The sequence below is a fragment of the Anoxybacillus sp. B2M1 genome (assembly GCF_001634265.1).
Classification (GTDB): domain Bacteria; phylum Bacillota; class Bacilli; order Bacillales; family Anoxybacillaceae; genus Anoxybacteroides; species Anoxybacteroides rupiense.
Genome location: NZ_CP015435.1, coordinates 3227319 through 3250000 on the forward strand (window position 1 = coordinate 3227319; position 22682 = coordinate 3250000).

A 22682-nucleotide genomic window follows, 5' to 3' on the forward strand; every position below is an offset into this window, starting at 1 on the left:
GTGTAAATTCTGGCACTAAATAGCTGAGCGACTAGTGGACATGGTCGATAGATAAGGAGAGAGATGGCGATTGCTCAGTGGAGCCGTTTGGAATTTTTGGAGCCAGAGAAGAGGTATGGAGAATTTTGTTTTTCACAATCCAACGAAATTAATTTTTGGAAAAGGACAAATTGAACAATTGCGCCAAGAAATTCCTAAGGATGCTAAAAACATACTCATCGTATATGGTGGCGGTAGCATCAAGCGCAACGGATTATACGATGAAGTCGTGGCGTTATTAGCCGAAATGGGGAAGGAGATATTCGAGCTATCCGGAGTGGAGCCTAATCCGCGTGTGTCAACGGTTCGCAAAGGAGCAGAGCTTTGCCGGAAGGAGCACATGGATTTTTTACTGGCAGTTGGCGGCGGCAGTGTGATTGATTGCACGAAAGCGATAGCGGCTGCGGCAAAATATGAGGGAGATCCATGGGATTTTGTGACGAAAAAGACATTTGTGACAGAGGCGCTTCCATTTGGAACGATCTTGACGTTAGCGGCGACTGGATCAGAAATGAACTCAGGCTCTGTTATTACGAATTGGGAGACAAAGGAAAAGTATGGATGGGGCAGTCCGGCTGTATTTCCGCAATTTTCGATTTTAGATCCAACCTACACGATGACTGTTCCAAAAGAGTATACGATTTATGGAATAGTAGATATGATGTCACATGTATTTGAGCAGTATTTTCACCATGTTCCTAATACGCCACTTCAAGATCGGATGTGCGAAGCGGTGTTAAAAATCGTCATTGAAACAGCGCCGAAGCTTGTCAATGATTTGGAGAACTATGAATGGCGAGAAACGATTTTATACAGCGGAACGATTGCGCTCAATGGCTTTTTGCAAATGGGATTACGCGGCGATTGGGCGACTCACAATATCGAGCATGCGGTATCAGCTGTATATGACATTCCTCACGGAGGAGGACTGGCCATTTTGTTTCCAAATTGGATGAAGCACGTTGTTGATGAAAATGTGGCTCGTTTTAAACAGCTGGCTGTTCGCGTCTTTGATGTTGATTCGACTGGAAAATCTGATCGGGATACAGCGCTTGAAGGGATTGAGAAGCTGCGCCAGTTCTGGACAAGCATCGGCGCACCGTCGCGTTTAGCTGATTATGGCATCGGTGATGAACAGCTTGAATTAATGGCTGATAAAGCGATGGCGTTTGGCGAATTTGGCCGTTTTAAAAGCTTAAACCGTGAGGACGTGCTGGCGATTTTACGGGCCTCTCTTTAGTGTTAAAAGCATGAAGCGATGCAACAAAGGGAAGTCATTCCTTTTGTTGCATCCTGTTTTACCTATCCTATTTTGAACGTGTATTTTTATAAATTTTCAGGGAGGTGGCATTGATACATGACGAGCGCGTTTGTGTTTTCCCGCAGGGCAGCGATTGTTTTCGGATTCGGTTTAGCGTAAATGACGGGAAAATCTTGTTCGTCCCATTGTGGTTGAACAGAAAATGCAAGCTTTTCTTGATCAAGGGAAAATTCCGCATGTATGCCTTGCTTGTTCCCTCGGGCATCTAAGCGGACCCAGCGATTGATTGCCCGGAGAAATACGGCATTCAATGCATGAATGCAATAGCCTTGATCTGGAGAATTAAAGAGCATGAGCCGCTGATAACAAAAACCGGTTGGAATTTTTTGTGATCTCAATAATGCGGCTAATAAATTCGCTTTGGCATAACAAATTCCTTCCCTATAGTAAAGCACCTCTGAAGCTTTGCATGTAATTCTTGAACTTTGAATGTCCCAAGAGTGGGCGATGCGATCTCTTACAAATTCATAGGCTGTTTTTGCTTTTTCCATTTCAGACATCCCTTGATGAAACAATTCACAGCCAACTTGCTGGATAAGGGGATGAGAGAAATTGACCACATCTAATTCTTCAAGATAATCCTGGAAATGAGAAGATTCAGGAACTAGCTTCATGATAGCGAACCTTTCTTTTTTTTGCATAATTATATGTTTTTTTGAATTGAAATTCAATTATTTCTTATGAAAGATCATTTCGTTGCACGGATGATTTGTTCGTTTTTTGATAATAAGAAGAGGGGGCTTGGTTGTTTGAACAGATTTATTGTCAAAGACAAAAATGTTCAAAATGAATCCGTTTTCAACTTTTTTGATCGCTTGATTATCCTTGCTTGTTTCGTTAAAGTGTAAGAAGTACAATATTTTTCTCTTGGAGGAACGAGAGTATGACACATATTCGTTTTGATTACTCAAAAGCACGATCTTTCTTTGGAGAGCATGAGCTTACATATTTGCGCGATGCCGTGAAGGTGGCACACCATTCATTGCATGAAAAAACAGGAGCGGGAAATGATTTTTTAGGATGGATCGACCTTCCTGTTGATTATGATCGCGAAGAGTTCGCCCGTATTCAAAAAGCAGCTGCTAAAATCCAAGCAGACTCCGATGTATTGCTTGTCATTGGTATCGGCGGGTCTTATTTGGGGGCCCGGGCGGCTATTGAAATGCTCCAGCATTCATTTTATAATGTGCTGCCAAAGGAACAGCGCCGCACGCCACAAATTATTTTTGTTGGCAATAACATAAGCTCGACCTATATGAAAGATGTCATGGATTTGCTGGAAGGCAAGGAGTTCTCCATTAATGTGATTTCCAAGTCAGGAACAACGACGGAGCCGGCAATCGCCTTCCGTATTTTCCGCAAGCTACTGGAAGAAAAATACGGAAAAGAAGAAGCTCGTAAACGCATTTACGCGACAACGGACCGTGCTCGGGGCGCGCTTAAAACATTGGCGACAGAAGAAGGCTACGAAACCTTTATTATTCCGGATGATGTGGGCGGACGCTATTCCGTTTTGACGGCTGTTGGTTTGCTTCCAATTGCGGTCAGCGGTGCTAACATTGAAGAAATGATGAAAGGGGCAGCACAAGCGCGTGAAGACTTCAGCAAATCTGAGCTTGAGGAAAATGCGGCTTATCAATATGCGGCTGTCCGTAATATTCTTTACAATAAAGGAAAAACAATCGAAATGCTGATTAACTACGAGCCTGCGCTGCAATATTTTGCAGAGTGGTGGAAGCAATTATTTGGCGAAAGCGAAGGGAAAGATCAAAAAGGCATTTTCCCGGCATCTGCAAACTTCTCAACCGATCTCCATTCATTAGGACAATATGTGCAGGAAGGACGTCGCGATTTATTTGAAACCGTTCTTAAAGTGGAAACACCGCGCCATGAGCTGACGATTGAAGCCGAAGACAGCGATCTGGATGGCTTGAACTATTTAGCGGGGCAAACGGTTGATTTTGTTAATACAAAAGCGTTTGAAGGCACGCTGCTCGCTCATACTGACGGAGGAGTTCCGAATTTGGTCGTGACGCTTCCACGATTAGATGAATATACATTCGGCTATCTCGTTTACTTCTTTGAAAAAGCGTGCGCCATGAGCGGCTATTTATTAGGAGTGAATCCATTTGACCAACCGGGAGTAGAAGCTTATAAAGTGAACATGTTCGCTCTTTTAGGCAAGCCGGGCTATGAGGAGAAGAAGGCCGAGCTTGAAAAACGCTTGAAATAACGAGGTTTTGCGACATATAAAAAAAAATCGGGGTCTCTTACCATGCTGAGGGACCCCGATTTGCGATGTGTTTAAGGAATTGACCATAATACTCACCTAGAAGCCTCCTGCCTCTAGCCAGAGTATAGAAGGAAAAAGATATATCATGTGGATAGAGACAGCCTCTTATTTTGAACAATAAAACTCAGCTACCGTTTATTCCTCTTCCGTTTGCTTTCCTTTAATAATCTCCCATATTTTTAGAAGTTGCTGACGTTGTTCTTTAGGAGCGTTTTTCAACTCTTTGATCAATACATCTAACTCAGGATCGTGTTCTTCCTCCTGAGCATGTTCCTCGCCCGTTGCCGTGTCCGGATTGACGGTGCGTCCAAGCAAATAGTCAGTAGATACACCATAATAATCTGCAAATTCTCGAATCGTCTCAGGATCGGGATTGCTTGCTCCTGATTCATAGCGATGAATTTGATATTTTGTAAGACCGAAAATTTCCCCAGCCCGTTCTTGGGTAAGGTTATGCTTTTCTCTTAACTTTTTCAACCGATAACCTAGTACACTCATCACTCGCATAACTCCCTTATGTTTCTCGAAAAAAATCATATCATAATTGCTAAAAGTGCAAAACAAAATTGCGAAAAACGAAAGAAAATGTTTGACGTTGCGAAAAATGAAACATATAATAAGAAGTGTTGATTGCGAAAAATGCAACAGAAAAGAGGGTGGGGTCATTGGTAAAGGTCAATCTTCGCAAAATTAGAGAATGTCGAAAAGCAAAAGGTTTATCACAAGGGGAGGTTGCAAAGCTTTTAGGGTTCAATACCGTCTATCCTTATCATCGCAAAGAAAGCGGCCAGCAGCCTTTTACGGCGGAGGAGCTAATGGAGCTGGCTCAGCTGTATAATGTACCTTATGAGCATTTTTTTATATGGGATTATGCTAAAAAGCGAGACAATATGTAGGACGCACAGAAAATGCTGCATTGGTAGGATGCAGAGAATAAGGCAGGCAATGTGGTAGGAAAAAGATTTATTTCGTATACTTTTGGCCTTTGTTGCAGGATGCAGTCGAGAATGAATGTATTGCAAAAAAATAAACAAACCATAATTATCCATATCTGTTGGATGTTTAATTTTTTTATGCCATAATAATAAGATAAGAGCGAATATTGAAAGAACCAGCTTTTGTTCCTTCTGCTTTCGCTAATTTTATTACATGAAAAAAATCCTGTTGACAGAGGAGGAGTATAGTGGGGAATTTTGTGCAAAAAATGAATCAAGAACGGACGCAGCAAGAGGATCCTGCTTTGCAATGCACGCAAATGCTGGACAAGCAGATTCACGAATATGTTCCGGAAAATCAATCCATGCATTTTCATCATTTTTTGTCCATGAGTTGTCTTTTATTTGACACAGATCATCAGTCATCGTTCATTATCGATTACTGTCTAAATAATAAGAACGACGAGGCTGTTCGAGAAGCGATTGAATGGGCCGCCAACAATGGGCTATATGAGCTGGTATCTAGCTTGGCTGAGCTTTATCCGAGCTGCTTTAGCGATCTGTATTTGCTTTGTCTGAAGAAAAAAAACGCTGAGATTTCTCCTGTTCAATTGTACAATGAGTTAGAAAAAATGAAATTTCGCTTAGGAAAAGAAGCGGAGGTACCTGAAGTTCTTGTTTTAGTGAAAATTATGTCCTTATATAGCTTTCTTAGCTTACATTCATACGGACTCATTTTACCGGTAGCTGCCGAAGCGTTTAACGAAGCGGAATTCATTAAAAACAGCTATATCAAAGAATCCTATATGATTCGAATCAAAGAAATCATGGCGATTTATTATACAAAGCAATCGCATTTACAAGATGCGATTTCAATCGCTCAAGAGACGATCAATTTAGAAAATTTCAGAAAATTCCCATTTTTTGTTAATTCTATGCTGCATTTATTAGCAGAGATCTATGTTTATGACGATTATAACAAAAGTATTTATTATATTGAAAAAGCGATTGAACATTTTAAGGAAATTGGAAGTTCTGAGCGGTTTTTGGATTATGAGCACGCCCTTTATGCGACGCATGATTTTATTAAAATCACGAATGGAATGCACCAAAATTTATATTTAACTGATAAGGCGGAAAAAGCACATTATTTAGCGCGCCAGCCAGATGCTTTTTCAAAAGAAAGAGCTCTTTATTTATTGGAAGAGATAGCTAAAGAAAACGGGAAGCTTTCTCCGTTTCATCTTTGCTACAAAGCCCTCGCATTAGGCGATTTGCGACTCATGAAATTTGCTGAAACAGAATTTCTGAAAAACGGGGAATTATTCCACGTTCGGTTGCCAAGAAGATATTTAAAAGCTATGGAACAATAGAGGAAACGGCATGCCTTTTTAGTATAAAAATATAAAGATCAAACAAGCATGCTACGGTTGAAGCAACGCCGCTTTTAGACCTATTCTTGCTTTTGTAACGCGGCGTTGTTAAGTAGAAAAAAGCAAATGTTAACATGTTAAGTTGTGTGTATATATTTTAAGATCATGACAATTAGGGCAATCTATTTAAAAAAGGAGGTCATTTGTCATGATTGAAATTCCTTCCGCATTAGAAGGCAAAACATTTCGCTTATATAAGCTTGAACAGGAGCTTAAACCGCTCGGCTATGTTATTGGTGGCAATTGGGATTACGACCATGGTTCATTCGATTATAAAATTGACGACGAAGTGGGCTATCAATTTTTGCGTGTCCCATTTGAAGCCGTTGATGGGCAGCTTGACTCCAATGGGACAACCGTCAAACTAGGGCGCCCCTATTTATTATCACACAAATACCAAATTGGCGTGGATGATCATGCCCATATCGGAAATTTGAGCGCATCATTTAATCAATTTGCAGAGCCACAAGACCCAGACGCTCAAATTCCAGAAAAATATATCAATATAGGCAAAATACTTGTGAAGGAGCTGGAAAATCATTTGCTTCAGTGATGCTTAAGCACAAAAAGCCGATCGCTTTGTTGAATGGTAAAAAGGGGGGAGGGATTCATAAATGGCACTCCCTCTCTGATAATTCCAATCAACAGAATTTGTTGATTAAGCAAAATGCGGCTGCTTTCAGCCATTGTCTGTCCAACCAGCTCATCAGGTGGATCAAGAAATTGAAAACCGTTTTCCCCAAGTCGATACAATAACTGTTCAATTAGCGGCGAAATGCCCGGAGACTGAAGGCTGTTGATGATCGAAAAGCTTGAGAGCTGGTTCGTTTGAATAATTTCATCTGCACCTGCTAGTTTGGCATTGTTGACTTGCTGCGTCGTCAAAATTTCAATGATGGCATAAATGTCTGGATTGATTCCTTTGGCTGACAATAAAGTTAAAATTGATGCCATATCGGCATCCAATTCATTTTTATGCTGGTCGGCTGTGATAACAATCATCTTTGCCTTTGCTACGTTCGCTTTTTGTAAGATCGAATCATAGGTCGGATTTCCTTTAATAAAGTGGACTTGGTTATAAGAAACCGGAAGAACGTCTAGTGTTGCATCTACAATAACAAAAGTAAAGGACGGATGAGCGGCTGTTAACTGCTTGAGCAGCTCGCGTACTCGTTCGTTCCAGCCGACGACAACAACATGCCCCTCTTTTGTATAAGCAACGTTTCCATGCAAGAGAGCGTTTTCTCTGGATATGGCGGAAGCAGATAGCGCTGCAAAATAGGCGGAAATAAAGCCTGTACCAAATAAAATAAGCGCAATGCCAAGAAATTTGCCAAGCATCGTTTTGGGAACAAAATCTCCATAGCCGACGGTTGCGGCCGTTACAATGGCCCACCATATGCCATCAAATAACGTTCGATATGTATTCGGCTCTGCAGCATGAATCAGACCTCCGAATAAAAGAATAAAGCTGAATCCTACAAGCAGCATGCGGACAAATATAGGGAGACGAAAATAAGCGTATTTCATCGTTTCCTCCTTCATTTAGGCATATAGATGCAGATTCACCACTTCGCTTTTGGTATGAGATAAGGCTTGCATGGTTCAATGGTTGGGTCGCTGAATAACCAATCGCTTATAGATCCATGAATGGGGCTGGAGGCGACGTTGTTTGGCTTGTTGCCATGTGATGGTCACATAACGCAAGAAAAAGTCCGTGGCTTTGCCTTTAGCTTTCGATTTTCCGCAGCCCTCTGCATTTTTATAGATATGGATATTTTGCACAAAATCATGTTTTTCTTGCATAGATCTTCTTCAATTGCCAACACTACTACTGCTATTAACCAATGCAAGGAGGATGCTTTCATGGATATGAACCGTGTTAAGCAAATTATTTCTTCACCTACTGATGTTTCTGTTTATTACAATGGTGTGCCTGTCTGGATTGACGATTACAATGAGAAAGATGGAACAGCCAAGGTACATATGCGTGACGGTCTGCTTCAAGAAACGAGAGAAGTGCCAGTCGAAGAGCTGGAAGAAGAAAACGCCTGAATAAGGCGTTTTTAAATTTTTTGCAATAAAGGCTGCTTTTATTTTTTTAAACTCCTTTATCAATCGACCATAACAGACAGATCATATAATTTTCATTGTTTTAACATCATCCACCGAGATCCCCTCTCTTAACGGAGTGGAGATCGAGAGGATTATATGTCGAAATATTAAGAAATATTAAGGTGAATATAGAGGATTTTCTAGCAAGGTGGTCAAAAATATATGATCATAAACAATAAGAAAGAGGTGAAGATGGATGGAGAAAGCAGGGAAAAATGATCTTTGTCCTTGTGGAAGTGGAAAAAAATATCAAAAATGTTGTGGCAAGCAGCGAGAGGTAATATCGATGAATGAATTCATCATGCAGGAGGTTATGCAGGTCCAGCGCGATTTGCTCCATTATGCCTTGACAAAACATAAAAAGGAACTGGGGGAATTTATTGCGCGAAGAACGAACCATTTACTAGATGATGAATGGGACGAACTGTTTGTATTTTATACCACTTTATGGGCGATATTCTGCCAACCGTTGGTGAACAGAAAAACGATTATTGAACATTATATCCAAACATGCGCTTCACAGATTAAGAGCCCAACTATCCGCAAACTTCTCCACACTTGGGGTCGTGAGTTTCCTTCGTTTGTGCGCGTCATCGAACGAGAATCCCCCGGCTTTGTGATCGCTGAAGATATTTTTACCCAAAAACAAAAACGTATTGCCTTCGATAAACCGGAAATAAAAGAGGGCCATTTGCTTATCGGAACCCTTGTATCCTCTGGTCCAGCCTATTCTTTTTTTATTTCTTGTTTAGAAATAGAAAGGCACGTAGCCGAAACAGTCATTGAACTCCTTCAGGAGATGTTTGATGAAAAAAAAGATGTTTCTGTCCGTGAATTTGTTACCTTATCTTTTCCGGAGCTATTATATGAATGCTTTTTACAATTATCTTCTAAATATCTTTCAATTGAATCGCTTGAATGGGAGCAACCAGTTTATGAACAGGTGGCCTATGTATTGCAGGAGCGAATGGAAGAAATTCATGGAAATGGGCCTTGGATTTATGTGGCTATTGTGCTATGGAAGGTATATTGCGACTTAGAGCGGCCTTTTATTCGAAAGCCGGAGCTGTATGCAGCTGCTATCCATTATTTAACTCTTGTCATTGTGGTTCCGTACCAAGCGGCAACACAGAAAGAGATCGCAAAATGCTACAGGATTTCCAGCAGGAGCATGGCTATCAAATATCGCGAAATGGAAGAGTCTATGGCAGAGTTTATCGCACAAATATATAAAAAAATAGATCATTTTGAAGAAGGACGTATTTTAACCCCAGAGTTCATTCCCCATTCGCAAATCACGACTGAACCAAACAGGCATGATATTCGTCGTCTCATACAGAAACCAAATGATTCAGCAGCTCAAGAAGGACACTTGTTTGTTCAATCGATGCTTACTAATAAAAAGAGCGAATCGTTGAGAGAACAAGCACAAGAATTGCTTGATCAAGCATTTCACGAAGTAAATCCAAAAAGGCGAAAGGAGCTTGTGCATCAAGCTTTGCGTTTGTACCCGAATAGTGCAGCTGCTTATAATATTTTAGGTGACGAAGCAACGACATTGAAGGAAGCAGTGACCTATTATCAAAAAGGAATGGAAGCGGGAGAAAAGGAGCTTGGAAAGAGCTTCTTCCGTGACTATAAAGGTCATTTCTGGATGATAACGGAAACAAGATCATATATGAGAGCAAAAGAAAAGTACGCACAGGCACTTTGGCTGCTCGGAGAAAAAGAAAAAGCGATTAAGCAGTATGAGCAGCTGCTTCAATTAGATTTTAACGACAATCAAGGAACTCGCTATGTGCTGTTGCCTGCTTATTTAGAAACGAAAAAATACGAAAAAGCAGAAGAACTGATAGAGCAGTATGATGAGCCCACTGCCTTCATCAGCTATAATCGCTTGCTTTTAGCGTACTTGAGATACGGTCTTCATGAAGAGATGGAGGAATTGTTAGAGCAGGCTTGGCAAACAAATGAGTACGTGATGGATTATGTATTGAAAAAGAAGCGGCCTCCAACAAATTCTCCCCCGTTTTATAGTCTTGGCGATGAAAATGAAGCCGTCATATATGCAAAAGAACATCTTGCTTTTTGGCAAAAGGAGCGCGAACTGCTTGGGTGGCTTCAAGCAATGGCTCCTTCTTTTAAAACAAAATGGTAGCAACATGAGAACGGGATGAGGAATAAAAAATTACGGATAGTGAATCTTTCAGCCTAGTTGCCCATCATCTCTACATGCCTCCAACCCCCTAACAAGCTGTGCTTCGTATTTTTTCTCTTCCATCTTATCCATTACCACCTGGGCAAAACGATCAGACGCGGAGGAGAAAGGGCTTTTGATTTTTGGAAGTTTAGATTATAGGGCAGAAATGGGACGATATGTTAGCCGGAGCATCCGTTCACGCTATATCAACGCTAGTAAAAAAGAGACGAACGATCTTTGGAAGAGCGGCGACCGGAAACGAATTTGTGAATTTGCCTTCGTCACGCATCTGTGTGACGAAGGTTTGAGAACGTTGCTTTCAGTCTTACACCCGGCTGCCGAAACAGCACGGCCTCATATCCATGATGCTCCAGCTACCTTAATTTCTTCATTTTTCAACGGGAGAGTCTTACAATATGTTTTCAACCTACGAGTTTGTTGGCCACGAAAGGCGATATGGTTCAATGGAGGAAAGGACAAATCTTGTTCGAACGTCCTTCCCTAAATGACCACTAGAAACGTTGGATTATTGCGGCTTATAGGCTGCTTTGCCAAATTGCTTCATAAGTATTAACGAGCAGCAGAGAAACAGCACATCAACAAATCCATAGATCGTATCATATCCGCCGATTTTAAGAAGCCAGCTCCCGATTATAGGTCCGCACGCCATTCCAATATATCGGAAAAAATTATAGACCCCAATAGCAGTAGATCGGTTGGAATGAAATATTTGCGTAAGAAGAGTTGTTTGTACAGGCAAAGAGGTTCCTAGGAAGAATCCAAATAGCATGATGGAAACAATCAGTAATGGGAGCGCTATATGTGAAACTAAAAGAAATAAGAACACGGCCAACACATTTAAATAGGCGGTCGTGACAATCACATTTCGGCTTGGGAAGCGTCCTTGTATCCTTCCGCCGACGAAGCTGCCCACGACAATAAACAAAGACATGCATAGAAACACGATTCCCTTTTGTTCTGCTGGAAGCGCGTATCGGTCGTTCAAAATGTTTGGCAAAAATACTAAAAAGTTATATAGCGCATAGTATTGCGTAAAGCCCAATAAAATGATGGACGCGCCCGTGTGATTTTTTAAAATAAAAACAAAATCCCGTGGCTGGAAGCGTTCTGTAGAGCCTGTTTCCGTTTTAGTTTCTTTTAAAAAAATAAAATTGAACAGGAAAATAACAGCGCCTACGAATACAAGGACAAGAAAGACGGTATGAAAGTTAAAGCTTCCCCCAATAAAGCCTCCAGCGATCGGCCCTGCGACCGGGCCAAGCGAAACCATCATTTGAAACGTTCCCATCGCTTTTCCTCTTGCTTTCCCTTCAAATAAATCGCCGATCACCGTAGCAGCAACGACGGAGCCAGCCGCAATTCCAATGGCTTGCAGAGCGCGAAAGACGAGCAAGATAGAAATGGAATGTGAAAAGAAACAGCCAAGAGATGCTAGTACATAAATAAAAATACCAAATAAAAGAACCTTTCTTCGCCCCTTTGTATCTGTAAGAGGTCCATAAACGATCTGCATGAGTGCTAAAAACAAAGTAAAAATGGAGATTGTCAAATTCACCAAAAATGAAGATGTGCCAAAATCTTTTGTGACTTCTGGTAAAATAGGTGTGTAGATCGTTTGTGTAAATGGACCAAGAAATGCAGCAAGCGACACTAAATACACGATCAGTGTCTTATTCATCTGCTTCCTCCTTTCATGTTTTATTAAGAAGTAAAATCAGCGCTTCTGGAAGATTCAGTCACTCGCTTTAAATAATATTTAAGTATGCTCCCTTTTTATGTATTTTTGCAAATAAAATGCTTAAGGAGGAATGGGAAGTATGCAGGAATCATTGATTATTAGGGATGCTCGTTATGAGGATCTTTCGGCGATTGTTCGTATATATAACGAAACCATTCCCTCAAGAATGGTCACAGCAGATTTAGAACCGATAACGGTAGAGAGCAGAGAAAGCTGGTTTTGGGAACATTCTGCTGACACCCGGCCGCTATGGGTCGTTGAGAAAGAGGGGCAAATATGTGCATGGCTCAGCTTTCAGTCTTTTTATGGACGGTCTGCTTATCAGCATACAGCGGAAATCAGCATCTATATTTCTGAACAATATCGCGGACAAGGAATGGGAAAGCAATTGTTACAAGCCGCCATTGATGAATGCCCAAGGCTGAATATTAAAACGCTACTCGGATTTATTTTTGCCCATAACGAACCAAGCTTGCGTCTTTTCTCTCATTTTGGCTTTACTACATGGGGGCATTTTCCGAAAGTTGCGGAATTAGATGGCGTGGAGCGAGATCTTATCATTGTAGGAAAACGCATCGTATAGACAGTCGGTTGGTGGGAAATATAATAGAAAAATCGTCAGTACTTATAAAGGCCAACAAACAGTGAAAAGAGGGAGAAAGTATGAATGTAATGCCGATTCGTCTATTTACGATCCAAGATGGAGAAGGATTTGTCGCTGATGTATTCCAATGTCCAGTCACGAAAAACCTAATTTATAAATCGTCGGGGACGCCGGCTATTGTGTCTTATGAGCAGCTGTCTGAAATTCAAAAACGCGAGCTGCAAAGGTATGGATTTCAATTATTAACGGAAAAAGAGTTGTTAGCTTCCAATCAGATTCATGGTGGAGACAGCCATATCATTGAGGAATTTTTGCCGAAACACTGACCAAAACATGTCATCATACATTTGCTAAGTAGATTTCCGCCCTTCAAGCGAACGGCACCTTGATTAGCCTCTGACCGTCGAAAAAATGAGATTCTGCTTGTGAAGCGGGTTGCATCATTCGATAGATGAAAGAAGGCCAAAGCCAAAAGAAATCATATTCTTTTGGCTTTGGCTCTGTTTGGAGGAGGTTTAATATACTCCTACTTGGTTCCAAGCGTTGGCCACCGCATTATATGTTGAACTGCCGGATCCATACAAATCAGCAGCAGCTTGTAATAAAGCGGCTCGAGCATTGCTGAAATTGCTTGTTGGAGTTAAATAGACAGTTAATGCTCGATAATAAATTTTTTCTGCTTTTTCCTTGCCAATTGCAGTAATCGTCAAATAGGCAGCTTTATTTGGAATACCGCTATTTGTATGCACTCCGCCGTTATCTGAAGAGGTGTATACATAGTCGTTCATGTGAGCTGGCTGTCCGTATGCTTGAGGATTAGAAAGGCTTCTTAAAGCATCGCCGGAAACGTTAGGTGTATAGACGTCTTCGCCGATTAAGTAATCATTTGAATCTACAAAGCAAGCGAAAACATCTGACATTGATTCATTTAATGCGCCTGATTGGTTGCGATATTCGAGCCCTGCTGTTCGATCAGTGACAGCATGTGTTAACTCATGTGCGACAACATCGAGTCCGCCTGATAAAGGAGCGAACGTCGTTCCGTCCCCGTCTCCATAAACCATCTGTACTCCGTTCCAAAATGCGTTGTTATATCTATTGCTATAGTGAACCGTTGAGCGAATCGTTGCTCCGTTGTTATCAAAGCTATTGCGATTATGTGTGTTTTTGTAATAGTCGTAGACGACTCCTGCATAATAATGGGCATCTACATCAGCGCGTTGTGAAGAAGCAGTCCATGCATTATTGCTGTCAACAGAGTAGGAGCCAGGCAAGCTCGTGCCATTTTGCGCCGTGCGTGTTTCGATGACCCCTGACATCGGTTTTGTCACATCGTATAAATAATAGGTGCCGTTAGAGTAGTAAGTATTAAGAGTTTTGTAATCTCCTAATACTCCGTAGCCATAGCCGCTTGTTGCCTCTTCGGCTACAGCATTGTAGGCATCGACAATTTTGCCGTTATTTGCATCAACGTAAATTTTCCAATTGGCCGGATACGGATAAATAAATTGCAATTCTACTTTGTGGGTCAAATAGTAGTTTCCATCCTTCTCGTAAACAACTAGTTTGCTTTTTTCCACTGTATTGGCGACATCCGCTTTTTCTTTTAAAGGTGCGTTATCCTCTTTGACCTCTGTTTCTTGTTTCGTTACATTAATGTGCTTCCAAGCCAAGTCAATGGCTTCTTTATCCGAAATTTTAGCGGCTGTTTTGTTTTTAAATTTGTCCGAAGCGCTAGGACGGAGCTTTCCGTTCGTGGCTTTGACAATCCCGTTTTTATCCGTATGGACTAAAAATTCTCCGCCATCTATCGGAACGCCATTGAGTGACTGAACATATTTATAGTGGGTCATGCCTAATTCATCGGTCTTCACATCGACTAATGTAAGCTCTGTGTCAGGATTGATCTGATAAATTTCTTGATTGTTTTTCAAAAATTCCCGGATCGTTTTTTCGCTTTTAAAAGACTGTGAAGATAGCTTTCCGGATAGAAATTCTGGAGCACCGTTTTTCGCATCCCAGTTTTCTTGGAGGATTTGCATTTTCTGGTGGGCATGCTTTTGTGCTGCGGGAGATTGTACGGTCGCATACGATGATGGAAGAAGGGCACTAAACGTTAAACCTGCTGCTAAAATAAAAGTAGCTTTCTTTTTCATAAATTTCCTCCTTTGTAAAATTGGATTATATACGATAAAAATTGTATTATACAAAACGGCAAATGGGTATTGAGAAAGTGGTCATTAAAGTTGGATAGAGATGGGAATGATTTGGCCTTTATTTTTCAATATGTTCATAGTGTTAAATGGACTGTGCCTCTCCTCATTGCAGCTAACGATCAGGCGTGTTGATCATCCAATAAAAACCAATGAACAATACCGGATTCCCCGCTTTTCATCGGAAGCCGGCAAGCCGATTTGCCTCCCGATCGTGAGTTTTAATACGGTCCATTCATCATAATTATTACAGCACGAAGGACAATGAGTGTGATTGTATTGCTCGATAGATGATCGCTTTAAATAAAGAGAAAGAAGACATAAACAACCGAAATTCCCTGAACAAATTTCCTAATGAGGAAAGTTTATTGGAAAAAGTTAAATACTTTCTGAAATGAGCCAATTTACACAATAGAGTAATAACAGTGGAATATGTTAAAAATTACTCCAGTCCTGACGATAAAGAAAATGTTAGAAATAGTTTACTAAAATAATAGTGAAAGGAGTAGTGCTTTGGTTTCGTTGCGGTATAGTCAACCTAATGTTTTTGTACAGTTAGAGTAACATGATAAGACATGGATGTAGCATGGACGAGCGTGCTTCTATAGTACTAATTTTTATTTATTAGAAAGGTGCATCAAGATGATTCTTATCAATGATCAAATTATTTCACCGATTTTGCTTGCATCATTGCAAGAATTGGATATCCCTGTTTTGGTTCAGGGGAATCCATCGAATTCTTTAAATGGCTTAAAGACATTAGACGAGACAGAATTTTTTGGGCTCATGAATGAGCAAACAAAACTATTAACGAATTCAGAAAGCTGCTTAAAATTGCTTGAATCATATGTCTCAGATAGCGTGCAAAACCGTTGGTCCAAACAGTTAAAAGACAAAGGGCTTTTTCGTTCTGCTTTGAAAAAAATGTATCCAGATTATTTTTACAAAGTTGTGGATAGGAATGAGCTGTACAGCCTTTCGATTGATGAGATCCCTTTTCCTGTTGTCATAAAGCCCAGCAAAGGGTACTCAAGCGTAGGCGTATATAAAGTAAAAAGCGCAAATGAATGGGAAGCGGCGTTGCGGCAGTTAGAAACAGAACTGTTTGTAGCGGAGAATATGTATCAAAGTGTTATTGATGGAGAAAGTATTTTAATTGAAAAATGGATTTTTGGAGAAGAATACGCGATTGATGGCTATTATGACCACAGCGGTCATCCGGTGATTTTAAATGTTTTTAAACGATTGTTTAAAGATGAATATGATACATCAGACCGGATTTATTATACATCAAAGCAGGTGATTGCCGAGATTTACGATGACATTCTTGCGTTTATGCATCAGTTTCAAGAAATTTATCCATTAAAAAACTTTCCTATTCATTTTGAAATTAGAAAAAACAATGACAGCATAATTCCGATTGAAGTGAACCCGCTTCGGTTTGCTGGAGCAGGTACAACAGATCTCGGATTCTATGCTTATGGATGCAATGTATATGAACACTATTTCCGAGGAACATGCCCGGACTGGAACAGAACGCTTCAACATATGGACGATCACATCTATAGCTTCCTTTGCGCCGAAATTCCTATGCATATTTCTCAAAGCTTGATTCAATCCATTAATCACCCATTATTTCAAAAACAGTTTGACCACATCTTAGAATACCGGCCGATACAAGCAGCAAATGACCGAACTTTTGCGATCGTATTTTTTAAAAGTAAAACAATGGACGAGCTTTATCGGTTGCTGCGGCTCGATTTACAAGCATTTATCCACAGAAAGGAACTTCAATATTCGGGAGAAGGGGCTAAAGAATGAAAAAGATGCTTTGGAGAAAATCGATTCGATCTCAGCTTATTATAAGTTTTATCTTGCCTTTTATTCTATTTTCCGTCGTTGCATTTGGCTTTGTTTATTATGTGTCTAGTTACATTATCCAAGATCATGTAATTCCACAGTTTGATGAGCGCTTAACTGAAAATGGTGAAACATTGGCGGAAAAACTTGATCCAACTCTTATTCAAAATGTTATTGCCTTTCCAGAGAAATATGGGGAGGAGCTTAAACAAGAGCTTGACTCATTTATTAAAAATAAAAACGGAATTGAGTATGTATATGTATTGGCGAGACATAATGGGCGAGATGTCATTGTCGCTTTAAATGACAGCGACGAATTTATGGTGGAGTCTCCGTTTACAGAGGAACAAAAACAATCATATGAACAAAAAGAACAGATTTTAAGCAGCATTTACCAAGATAAATGGGGAGTCCATAAATCCTTTTTTATGCCGGTGGAGGGAACGGATGCGATCATTGGCGTGGACATGAGCGCTAAGTTTATTAAGCAACTCGAGCATTGGATATGGACCTTTTCGATCATTTTAACTGCGGTGATGATTGCAGCTGGCATTATACTGGCGCTATTCATCGGAAATCGAATAGCCAAGCCTTTAAAACAATTAGTACAGTACACAAAGCGTTTCTCCAATGGGGATCTTAGCCAACCAATCAAGATGAAGCGAGAAGATGAGATCGGCATTTTAGCAGCCAGTTTTGAAGAAATGAGAAAAAATTTAAGCCATATCATTCAGCAAGTAAGCGATAATTCACAAACCATCCATGGAAGCAGTGAAATTCTTTTGGGGTCCTTTGCCGAATTGTCTCAAGCATCGCAGCAAATTGCTGTCAGCACAAATGAAGAAGCAAAAGGATCAGAGGAAAGAGCGCATCATATTGATCGCATTTCTCATATGATTTCTGAAATGTCGATGTCTATTTCTAATGTCGACGAGCAAACAAAATGGATTAAAAACCTTACAGGTCAGGCACGAGAGCAGGCGGAAAAAGGGAACATTCAAGTACAAATGATTACAGAACAAATGAGTAAAATTAAACAAAATGGAATAACGAGTAAACAAAATCTGTCTGATCTTGGGGAAAAACTAAAACAGATTAACCACATTATTCAAATGATTCAAGAGATTTCATCGCAGATTCATTTGCTGGCTTTAAATGCTTCCATCGAAGCAGCCCGCGCTGGAGATGCAGGGAGAGGATTTTCGGTCGTAGCTCAAGAAGTTCAGAAGCTGGCCCATCAAACCGACGAATCCATTCAAGTTATTTCTCAAGCGATAGAGGAAATGAACGAACAGGCTAAAGTGGTGCTTCAGCTAAATCAGCAAGATTTTGAAGATATTGTAAAAGGGGTGGAGATTGCTGAAGATAATGGCCGACTATTTCATGCGATTTATGAATCCGTAGAGCAGTTAACAAAAGGAATGGATGCTATCGCCAAAAATACAGAAGATCTATACCAATCCTCCGATCAGGTTTTGACATCCATTCAGGAAATTGCGGCTATTTCTGAACAAGGGGTAGCGGTGATTCAGGAGATTTCTGCTTCTGCTATTCAACAAAACCATACTATTGATTACTTAAAGGAGCAAAACATTCAACTAAAACGTTTAGCTGATCACCTTCAAGAGATGATTGCAAAGTTTAAGATAGAGTAAGTATTCCTCAGTAAAATCACGATCTCAATTTATAAAGAGTCGAGTGAATCTTTCGGCCTTTTCGTTTAAGCGACGTAATCAAGTGTAATGATATCACTTTAATGGAATGTCAGGTGTGTTGATGATCCAATAAAAACAAATTGGCATCGCTTGACTCCTCGCTTTTCTGCCGTAGTCGGCAAGTCATTCGCTTGCCGACTGGGCATACATCTGGCAGAAACGCTTGTGTCTAGCTCAATTATTCCATATTTTTAGTAAAATAATGGATCATTGCATTCTTGGATTGTCCATCATTAACCACTTTCAATATCAATATGAACAATGGATGAGATGCTGCGAAGCGAATAATAGACATCCGTTATTGATTTTTTCTGATCGACAGCTACTTTTAGTCTAATAAGATGATGATGATCATCAAAATCTTTAATTCGAACCGTTTTTATATCAATGATTTGCTGGTTAATGGCAGAAATCACATCATCAATATGATCGTTATTAGAAATAGTAATTTGCAAAACAAACTCTTTTTCTCGTAACTGCTTTGGTCCAAAAAAAGAGGTGAGAAGAGGAATGAGTTCTACGCTTAAAATAAGCAATCCCACGCTTAAAATAGCTTCCCAGTAAAATCCCGCCCCAACGGCAATGCCGATTCCGGCTGCTCCCCAAATAAGAGCAGCCGTTGTCAGACCCGAAATGCTGTCATTCCCTCGGCGCAAAATGACGCCTGCCCCTAAAAAACCAATGCCGGATACAATTTGCGCAGCAAGGCGAAGCGGGTCCATGGCCATGCGGTTTTTTAAAGGAAATACATATGCTGACTCAATAGAAACAATCGTTAATAAGCAGCTCACAATGGAAATGACTAAACATGTCTTTAATCCCACCGGCTTTCGCTTTAATTCTCTCTCGATGCCGATCACAAGGCCTAATACCGTTGATATTCCTAGCTTCATAAAAAGATGAAAATCCATATTTTATCACCTTTTCTTCTTCAGTCAATGTTATAATCATTATAAATTATAAAACGTTGAACGAGGGATGGATGATGCAATCACAAAAGTTATTTAAGCCGTATCTCGCTCTTTTTATCGGTGCGCTCTCGATATCAACATCGGCCATCTTAGTAAAATGGGCACACGCTCCTGCAGCTGTAATCGCTTTTTACCGTCTCTTTTTTACAGTTGCACTGATGACTCCGATGTTTCTCCCGGCTTGGCGTGAACTATTGAAAATTTCGAAAAGAGATTGGTGGTTTTCTGCTATCTCTGGTGTATTGTTAGCTTTTCACTTTATTCTCTGGTTTGAATCTTTAAACTATACGTCGGTAACAAGTTCTGTTGTGCTTGTGACGCTGCAACCATTGTTTGCATTCGCTGGAGGCTACGTGTTTTTTAAGGAAAGATTGACGATTGGCGCGTTGTTAAGCGGCTTGCTTGCGATTGTTGGAAGCACCATCATTAGCTGGGGAGATTTTCGAATAAGCGGACAGGCGCTATTCGGTGATATGCTAGCCTTGCTTGCTTGTATGATGATTACAGGATACTGGCTGTTTGGACAGGAGTTACGAAAAAGACTATCGCTGACGATCTATACATATGTTGTGTATGGAATCAGCTCTCTCACCCTGCTGCTCTATGTGCTTTGCTTTCGCTATCCTCTACTTTCTTATAAAAAAACAGATTGGCTTTGTTTTATTTTACTTGCCATCATCCCCACTTTGCTGGGCCATTCGTTAATGAATTGGTCGGTAAAATGGGTAAGTGCTGCGACCATTTCAATGGGAATTTTATTTGAACCTGTCGGTGCTGCTATTTTAGCCTATTTTTTACTTGGAGAAATGATCCAACCATCGCAATGGATTGGCGGTTCCTTAATTTTATTGGGCATTGGCACATATTTATGGAGTGAAAATCGAAAAAAAACGTTACAAATTCAAGAAAGTGGATGAACCGATTTTCCCAATGAACAGATGGCTTGGATCGAATGGCAAAGCTATGCGCTGCTCGCTATTTGCAAACCTGCTTAAATATTTAAAATCTACTCTTGTTGTTTGTTCTAATAAGTAAGCTGACTTTTTCGCTGCTTTTTTTCGCCGTTTATTGAGTGCTGAAATAATTTCATCCTTTGTTTTGATTCCGATCCCATGCCCATAATAAAGATCTCCTCCTAAGTAAATGGTATTTTCTCCTTGCCATTGAGGCATTTCTGGATCGACATCAGGATTTTTAAAATATAGACAATCGCCGGGAATGTAGTCGTTCCCGGTTTTTGTTTGTACTCCTAAATCTTCGTCATAATGCCAATCGTATAAAAGAAGGTTGGCGAACAGCTGATTAAAAGTTTGCCGGTCAATCGTATCTAAGACTGCCTTATAGAAAATGATGACAATAGCTGTTGCACACTCAAAGGCGTATAGCTGGCTGTTTTCAAAAATATCATTAATCCCATCAGCTGGAGTCACATTCTTTTTTAACTCAAATCCGCCTAAATGGTTTCGTGACCAAAACTGTTCATTACATCTTGAAAAACGGAAAATGGTAAATCGTGCTTTACTTTTTGCTAAGCGAATAGCCGTATGAAGAATTTGTTCTCGTAGCTTCAGCTCAAATAGAAGCTGTTGTTCATTTTTATATGTGTATTTTTTTCTTTCTTTTAGTAAAGTTTGAAAAATCATGGTTTGTTCTTTAGATAAAGGCGAATGGGAAAAAAATTGGTTATCCACAATGGAGCTTTTAACTTGAATCATGTTGTCCACCCTTTCATTTAGGAGTTATCAACAAATTGTGAATATTAAAAAATAATTATTCACATATTTGCCCAAAACAGTGCTAGTATTTAATGATCAGTGTGAATAAGCACTGTGTTTTTGTGGAAAAAATGTGGATAATCTGTGTAAAAGCATTTAGAAAATAACAAAGGATCAGCAAAAATATGGGGATTGGTGTTCTCTTGTTTTACGGATAAGGTAGTGTATATAGTAGATTATATAAGAGCTTTTCTTAAAAAATTAGGCTAAAAAGCAGAACATTCACTCATATCCTTTCTTCGAAGCAAAATTCGTCCATCTTTTCATGAATCCGTATTTCTTATGTAAATGTCGTTATGAAGTCTTTGGATGCTGTATAATGAAAATCTGTTTCTACGGTTTGCTCTGATATGTGTCTATTTTTCTCAAAGGAAGCTGACTGATGAACATCTAAAATTCGCTGTGACCAAAAAGAGTACAATAAAGAAGAGCGATTGGCACTAGAAGCTGCTCAATCGATAAAAAATGGAATCAACATTTGCCCATGTATGCTGTAAGGTTTATGTGCACTGTTACAAAAGATATGCGCATTTGGATGCTGGAACTGTTTGTATACCTCCGGTGCTAATTGAGCATGATGTACAGCGATAGGGATGCCCTAACATTCGTTCCATTGTGTAATGGTCCGATTTGAGGTCAGGTGACCTTGTTTTTGCAGATTGTTTATCATTTATACAGTACAAGGATAACAAGTGATTGCATCATATAAGTGTAACTTAAGCTAGAATCAATCCTCTTTGAAAAGTCAAAGATCGCCAGCGAGGCGGTGATTTTTATGCATCAAGAGGGTGGGTAACAATGAATAGAATAATGCCAATCCATACATGTGAATCAACGTGTGAAGTGATTGGTTTTTTAGATACCTAATTATACTACTTCCAATGTTTAATATTGATTTTGAAAATACTCCCTTCATTTATGAAGGTGATTTGTCAAACAAAAAAGATATTGAATTTCTAAATATATCCTGATATTTTGTTCAAAAGCCTCCTCCTGAGCTGCCTATTTGAACTATGTTGTATGGTGTGATGCGTGTTATTATAGATGATATACTTATTGAGCGATGAAAATAAAGAGCAATTTTTTGTAAGGGATATGTTAAAGTATGTTTTGTTAGCTCATTTATGTATATGTTTATAGCATGGAATATATGTTTTTTTAAAAAAATATAAAAATAACTATTGCATTTTATTTTAGGATATGATAAATTATAAAACGTCGCTGATGATGATAAATAAAACAGCGAACGGAAAATAAAGTGATTGACAGTATTTTTTTACTGTGATAATATTAAGAAGTCGCTCTGATAAAGAGGATAAATGTTCTTTGAAAACTGAACAAAACGAAGCGTTAATCGAAAAATTTCGGTATGGTCAACCGAAATTTAAATAATAGCCAATCAACTTTCTTTTGGAGAGTTTGATCCTGGCTCAGGACGAACGCTGGCGG

The 22682-nt window shown here is 39.8% G+C and carries 19 protein-coding genes, 1 rRNA gene and 1 pseudogene (1 of these 21 only partly in view); 14 read left to right on the plus strand and 7 right to left on the minus strand.

The genetic code is table 11. The features are described from left to right. Positions 1 to 115: 115 nt before the first annotated feature. The gene (locus tag GFC28_RS15715; RefSeq protein WP_044745086.1) at positions 116 to 1279 is read left to right on the plus strand and encodes an iron-containing alcohol dehydrogenase; all 1164 of its coding nucleotides are present in this window, start codon (positions 116 to 118) and stop codon (positions 1277 to 1279) included. 86 nt (positions 1280 to 1365) lie between these two features. On the opposite strand, the gene GFC28_RS15720 is transcribed toward GFC28_RS15715, so the two are convergent. Further along, entirely contained in the window at positions 1366 to 1974 is a 609-nt protein-coding gene (locus GFC28_RS15720) for a transglutaminase-like domain-containing protein (RefSeq protein WP_044745123.1), read from the minus strand. Positions 1975 to 2243: 269 nt separating this feature from the next. Between GFC28_RS15720 and GFC28_RS15730 the strand changes: the two genes are divergently transcribed. After that, on the plus strand, positions 2244 to 3593 hold the full coding sequence (locus tag GFC28_RS15730; RefSeq protein WP_044745084.1) for a glucose-6-phosphate isomerase: 1350 nt from the start codon (positions 2244 to 2246) through the stop codon (positions 3591 to 3593). A 195-nt stretch (positions 3594 to 3788) separates the two neighbouring features. On the opposite strand, the gene GFC28_RS15735 is transcribed toward GFC28_RS15730, so the two are convergent. After that, positions 3789 to 4151: a helix-turn-helix domain-containing protein gene (locus GFC28_RS15735; RefSeq protein WP_044745083.1), complete on the minus strand. Its 363-nt coding sequence runs from the start codon at positions 4149 to 4151 to the stop codon at positions 3789 to 3791. Between the two features lie 167 nt (positions 4152 to 4318). On the opposite strand from GFC28_RS15735, the gene GFC28_RS15740 reads away from it, so the two are divergent. From GFC28_RS15740 to GFC28_RS15750, 3 genes are all read left to right on the plus strand, one after another. Continuing rightward, positions 4319 to 4549, plus strand: coding sequence for a helix-turn-helix domain-containing protein (locus tag GFC28_RS15740; protein WP_044745082.1), 231 nt, complete (start codon positions 4319 to 4321; stop codon positions 4547 to 4549). Positions 4550 to 4836: 287 nt separating this feature from the next. Continuing rightward, on the plus strand, positions 4837 to 5961 hold the full coding sequence (locus GFC28_RS15745) for an AimR family lysis-lysogeny pheromone receptor (RefSeq protein WP_044745081.1): 1125 nt from the start codon (positions 4837 to 4839) through the stop codon (positions 5959 to 5961). A 208-nt stretch (positions 5962 to 6169) separates the two neighbouring features. Continuing rightward, on the plus strand, positions 6170 to 6574 hold the full coding sequence (locus GFC28_RS15750) for a YugN-like family protein (RefSeq protein ID WP_044745080.1): 405 nt from the start codon (positions 6170 to 6172) through the stop codon (positions 6572 to 6574). Here the strand turns inward: GFC28_RS15750 and GFC28_RS15755 are convergent. Next, positions 6568 to 7551 (minus strand): potassium channel family protein, encoded by a 984-nt coding sequence (locus GFC28_RS15755; protein ID WP_231883378.1) that lies wholly within the window; start codon positions 7549 to 7551, stop codon positions 6568 to 6570. The two genes, GFC28_RS15750 and GFC28_RS15755, sit on opposite strands and share 7 nt — an antisense overlap. Positions 7552 to 7887: 336 nt before the next feature. On the opposite strand from GFC28_RS15755, the gene GFC28_RS15765 reads away from it, so the two are divergent. The 3 genes and pseudogenes from GFC28_RS15765 to GFC28_RS15770 all read left to right on the plus strand — a co-directional run bounded on the left by GFC28_RS15765 (position 7888) and on the right by GFC28_RS15770 (position 10294). Then, on the plus strand, positions 7888 to 8076 hold the full coding sequence (locus GFC28_RS15765) for an H-type small acid-soluble spore protein (protein WP_044745077.1): 189 nt from the start codon (positions 7888 to 7890) through the stop codon (positions 8074 to 8076). Between the two features lie 256 nt (positions 8077 to 8332). Beyond that, a pseudogene (locus GFC28_RS20330) lies at positions 8333 to 8404 on the plus strand (SEC-C metal-binding domain-containing protein); the annotation flags it as partial. A gap of 18 nt (positions 8405 to 8422) precedes the next feature. Beyond that, positions 8423 to 10294: a hypothetical protein gene (locus GFC28_RS15770; RefSeq protein ID WP_197478865.1), complete on the plus strand. Its 1872-nt coding sequence runs from the start codon at positions 8423 to 8425 to the stop codon at positions 10292 to 10294. Positions 10295 to 10862: 568 nt separating this feature from the next. Here the strand turns inward: GFC28_RS15770 and GFC28_RS15780 are convergent. After that, the gene (locus GFC28_RS15780; protein ID WP_044745076.1) at positions 10863 to 12035 is read right to left on the minus strand and encodes an MFS transporter; all 1173 of its coding nucleotides are present in this window, start codon (positions 12033 to 12035) and stop codon (positions 10863 to 10865) included. A gap of 139 nt (positions 12036 to 12174) precedes the next feature. On the opposite strand from GFC28_RS15780, the gene GFC28_RS15785 reads away from it, so the two are divergent. Further along, positions 12175 to 12678: a GNAT family N-acetyltransferase gene (locus GFC28_RS15785; RefSeq protein ID WP_172798661.1), complete on the plus strand. Its 504-nt coding sequence runs from the start codon at positions 12175 to 12177 to the stop codon at positions 12676 to 12678. Between the two features lie 80 nt (positions 12679 to 12758). Continuing rightward, complete coding sequence (locus GFC28_RS15790; protein ID WP_044745075.1) at positions 12759 to 13025, plus strand: hypothetical protein; 267 nt, start codon at positions 12759 to 12761, stop codon at positions 13023 to 13025. A 189-nt stretch (positions 13026 to 13214) separates the two neighbouring features. Here GFC28_RS15790 and GFC28_RS15795 read toward each other — a convergent pair whose 3' ends face one another. After that, positions 13215 to 14855: a M4 family metallopeptidase gene (locus GFC28_RS15795; protein ID WP_044745074.1), complete on the minus strand. Its 1641-nt coding sequence runs from the start codon at positions 14853 to 14855 to the stop codon at positions 13215 to 13217. A gap of 699 nt (positions 14856 to 15554) precedes the next feature. On the opposite strand from GFC28_RS15795, the gene GFC28_RS15800 reads away from it, so the two are divergent. Together GFC28_RS15800 and GFC28_RS15805 are read left to right on the plus strand one after the other, a co-directional pair. Next, positions 15555 to 16733: an ATP-grasp domain-containing protein gene (locus tag GFC28_RS15800; protein WP_044745073.1), complete on the plus strand. Its 1179-nt coding sequence runs from the start codon at positions 15555 to 15557 to the stop codon at positions 16731 to 16733. Then, entirely contained in the window at positions 16730 to 18427 is a 1698-nt protein-coding gene (locus GFC28_RS15805; protein WP_044745072.1) for a methyl-accepting chemotaxis protein, read from the plus strand. The genes GFC28_RS15800 and GFC28_RS15805 overlap by 4 nt, the downstream gene beginning before the upstream one ends. 293 nt (positions 18428 to 18720) lie before the next feature. Here the strand turns inward: GFC28_RS15805 and GFC28_RS15810 are convergent, their stop codons facing one another. Continuing rightward, positions 18721 to 19398 (minus strand): MgtC/SapB family protein, encoded by a 678-nt coding sequence (locus GFC28_RS15810; protein ID WP_044745071.1) that lies wholly within the window; start codon positions 19396 to 19398, stop codon positions 18721 to 18723. A gap of 74 nt (positions 19399 to 19472) precedes the next feature. On the opposite strand from GFC28_RS15810, the gene GFC28_RS15815 reads away from it, so the two are divergent. Continuing rightward, positions 19473 to 20375 carry a DMT family transporter gene (locus GFC28_RS15815; RefSeq protein WP_044745070.1) on the plus strand — a complete coding sequence of 301 codons (903 nt, stop codon included), beginning with the start codon at positions 19473 to 19475 and terminating at the stop codon, positions 20373 to 20375. Here GFC28_RS15815 and GFC28_RS15820 read toward each other — a convergent pair. After that, positions 20352 to 21173: a protein-glutamine gamma-glutamyltransferase gene (locus GFC28_RS15820; RefSeq protein WP_044745069.1), complete on the minus strand. Its 822-nt coding sequence runs from the start codon at positions 21171 to 21173 to the stop codon at positions 20352 to 20354. The genes GFC28_RS15815 and GFC28_RS15820 overlap by 24 nt on opposite strands. Before the next feature lie 1467 nt (positions 21174 to 22640). Here GFC28_RS15820 and GFC28_RS15825 point away from each other — a divergent pair. After that, positions 22641 to 22682: ribosomal RNA gene (locus tag GFC28_RS15825) — 16S ribosomal RNA — on the plus strand (it continues 1513 nt past the right edge of the window).

Coding starts and splice junctions, on each gene's coding strand:
- GFC28_RS15735 (WP_044745083.1), bottom strand. CDS start 4,151: ATGAGTGTACTAGGTTATCGGTTGAAAAAGTTAAGAGAAAAGCATAAC.
- GFC28_RS15790 (WP_044745075.1), top strand. CDS start 12,759: ATGAATGTAATGCCGATTCGTCTATTTACGATCCAAGATGGAGAAGGA.
- GFC28_RS15795 (WP_044745074.1), bottom strand. CDS start 14,855: ATGAAAAAGAAAGCTACTTTTATTTTAGCAGCAGGTTTAACGTTTAGT.
- GFC28_RS15765 (WP_044745077.1), top strand. CDS start 7,888: ATGGATATGAACCGTGTTAAGCAAATTATTTCTTCACCTACTGATGTT.
- GFC28_RS15820 (WP_044745069.1), bottom strand. CDS start 21,173: ATGATTCAAGTTAAAAGCTCCATTGTGGATAACCAATTTTTTTCCCAT.
- GFC28_RS15715 (WP_044745086.1), top strand. CDS start 116: ATGGAGAATTTTGTTTTTCACAATCCAACGAAATTAATTTTTGGAAAA.
- GFC28_RS15815 (WP_044745070.1), top strand. CDS start 19,473: ATGCAATCACAAAAGTTATTTAAGCCGTATCTCGCTCTTTTTATCGGT.
- GFC28_RS15750 (WP_044745080.1), top strand. CDS start 6,170: ATGATTGAAATTCCTTCCGCATTAGAAGGCAAAACATTTCGCTTATAT.
- GFC28_RS15805 (WP_044745072.1), top strand. CDS start 16,730: ATGAAAAAGATGCTTTGGAGAAAATCGATTCGATCTCAGCTTATTATA.
- GFC28_RS15755 (WP_231883378.1), bottom strand. CDS start 7,551: ATGAAATACGCTTATTTTCGTCTCCCTATATTTGTCCGCATGCTGCTT.
- GFC28_RS15780 (WP_044745076.1), bottom strand. CDS start 12,035: ATGAATAAGACACTGATCGTGTATTTAGTGTCGCTTGCTGCATTTCTT.
- GFC28_RS15785 (WP_172798661.1), top strand. CDS start 12,175: ATGCAGGAATCATTGATTATTAGGGATGCTCGTTATGAGGATCTTTCG.
- GFC28_RS15730 (WP_044745084.1), top strand. CDS start 2,244: ATGACACATATTCGTTTTGATTACTCAAAAGCACGATCTTTCTTTGGA.
- GFC28_RS15810 (WP_044745071.1), bottom strand. CDS start 19,398: ATGGATTTTCATCTTTTTATGAAGCTAGGAATATCAACGGTATTAGGC.
- GFC28_RS15800 (WP_044745073.1), top strand. CDS start 15,555: ATGATTCTTATCAATGATCAAATTATTTCACCGATTTTGCTTGCATCA.
- GFC28_RS15720 (WP_044745123.1), bottom strand. CDS start 1,974: ATGAAGCTAGTTCCTGAATCTTCTCATTTCCAGGATTATCTTGAAGAA.
- GFC28_RS15770 (WP_197478865.1), top strand. CDS start 8,423: ATGAATGAATTCATCATGCAGGAGGTTATGCAGGTCCAGCGCGATTTG.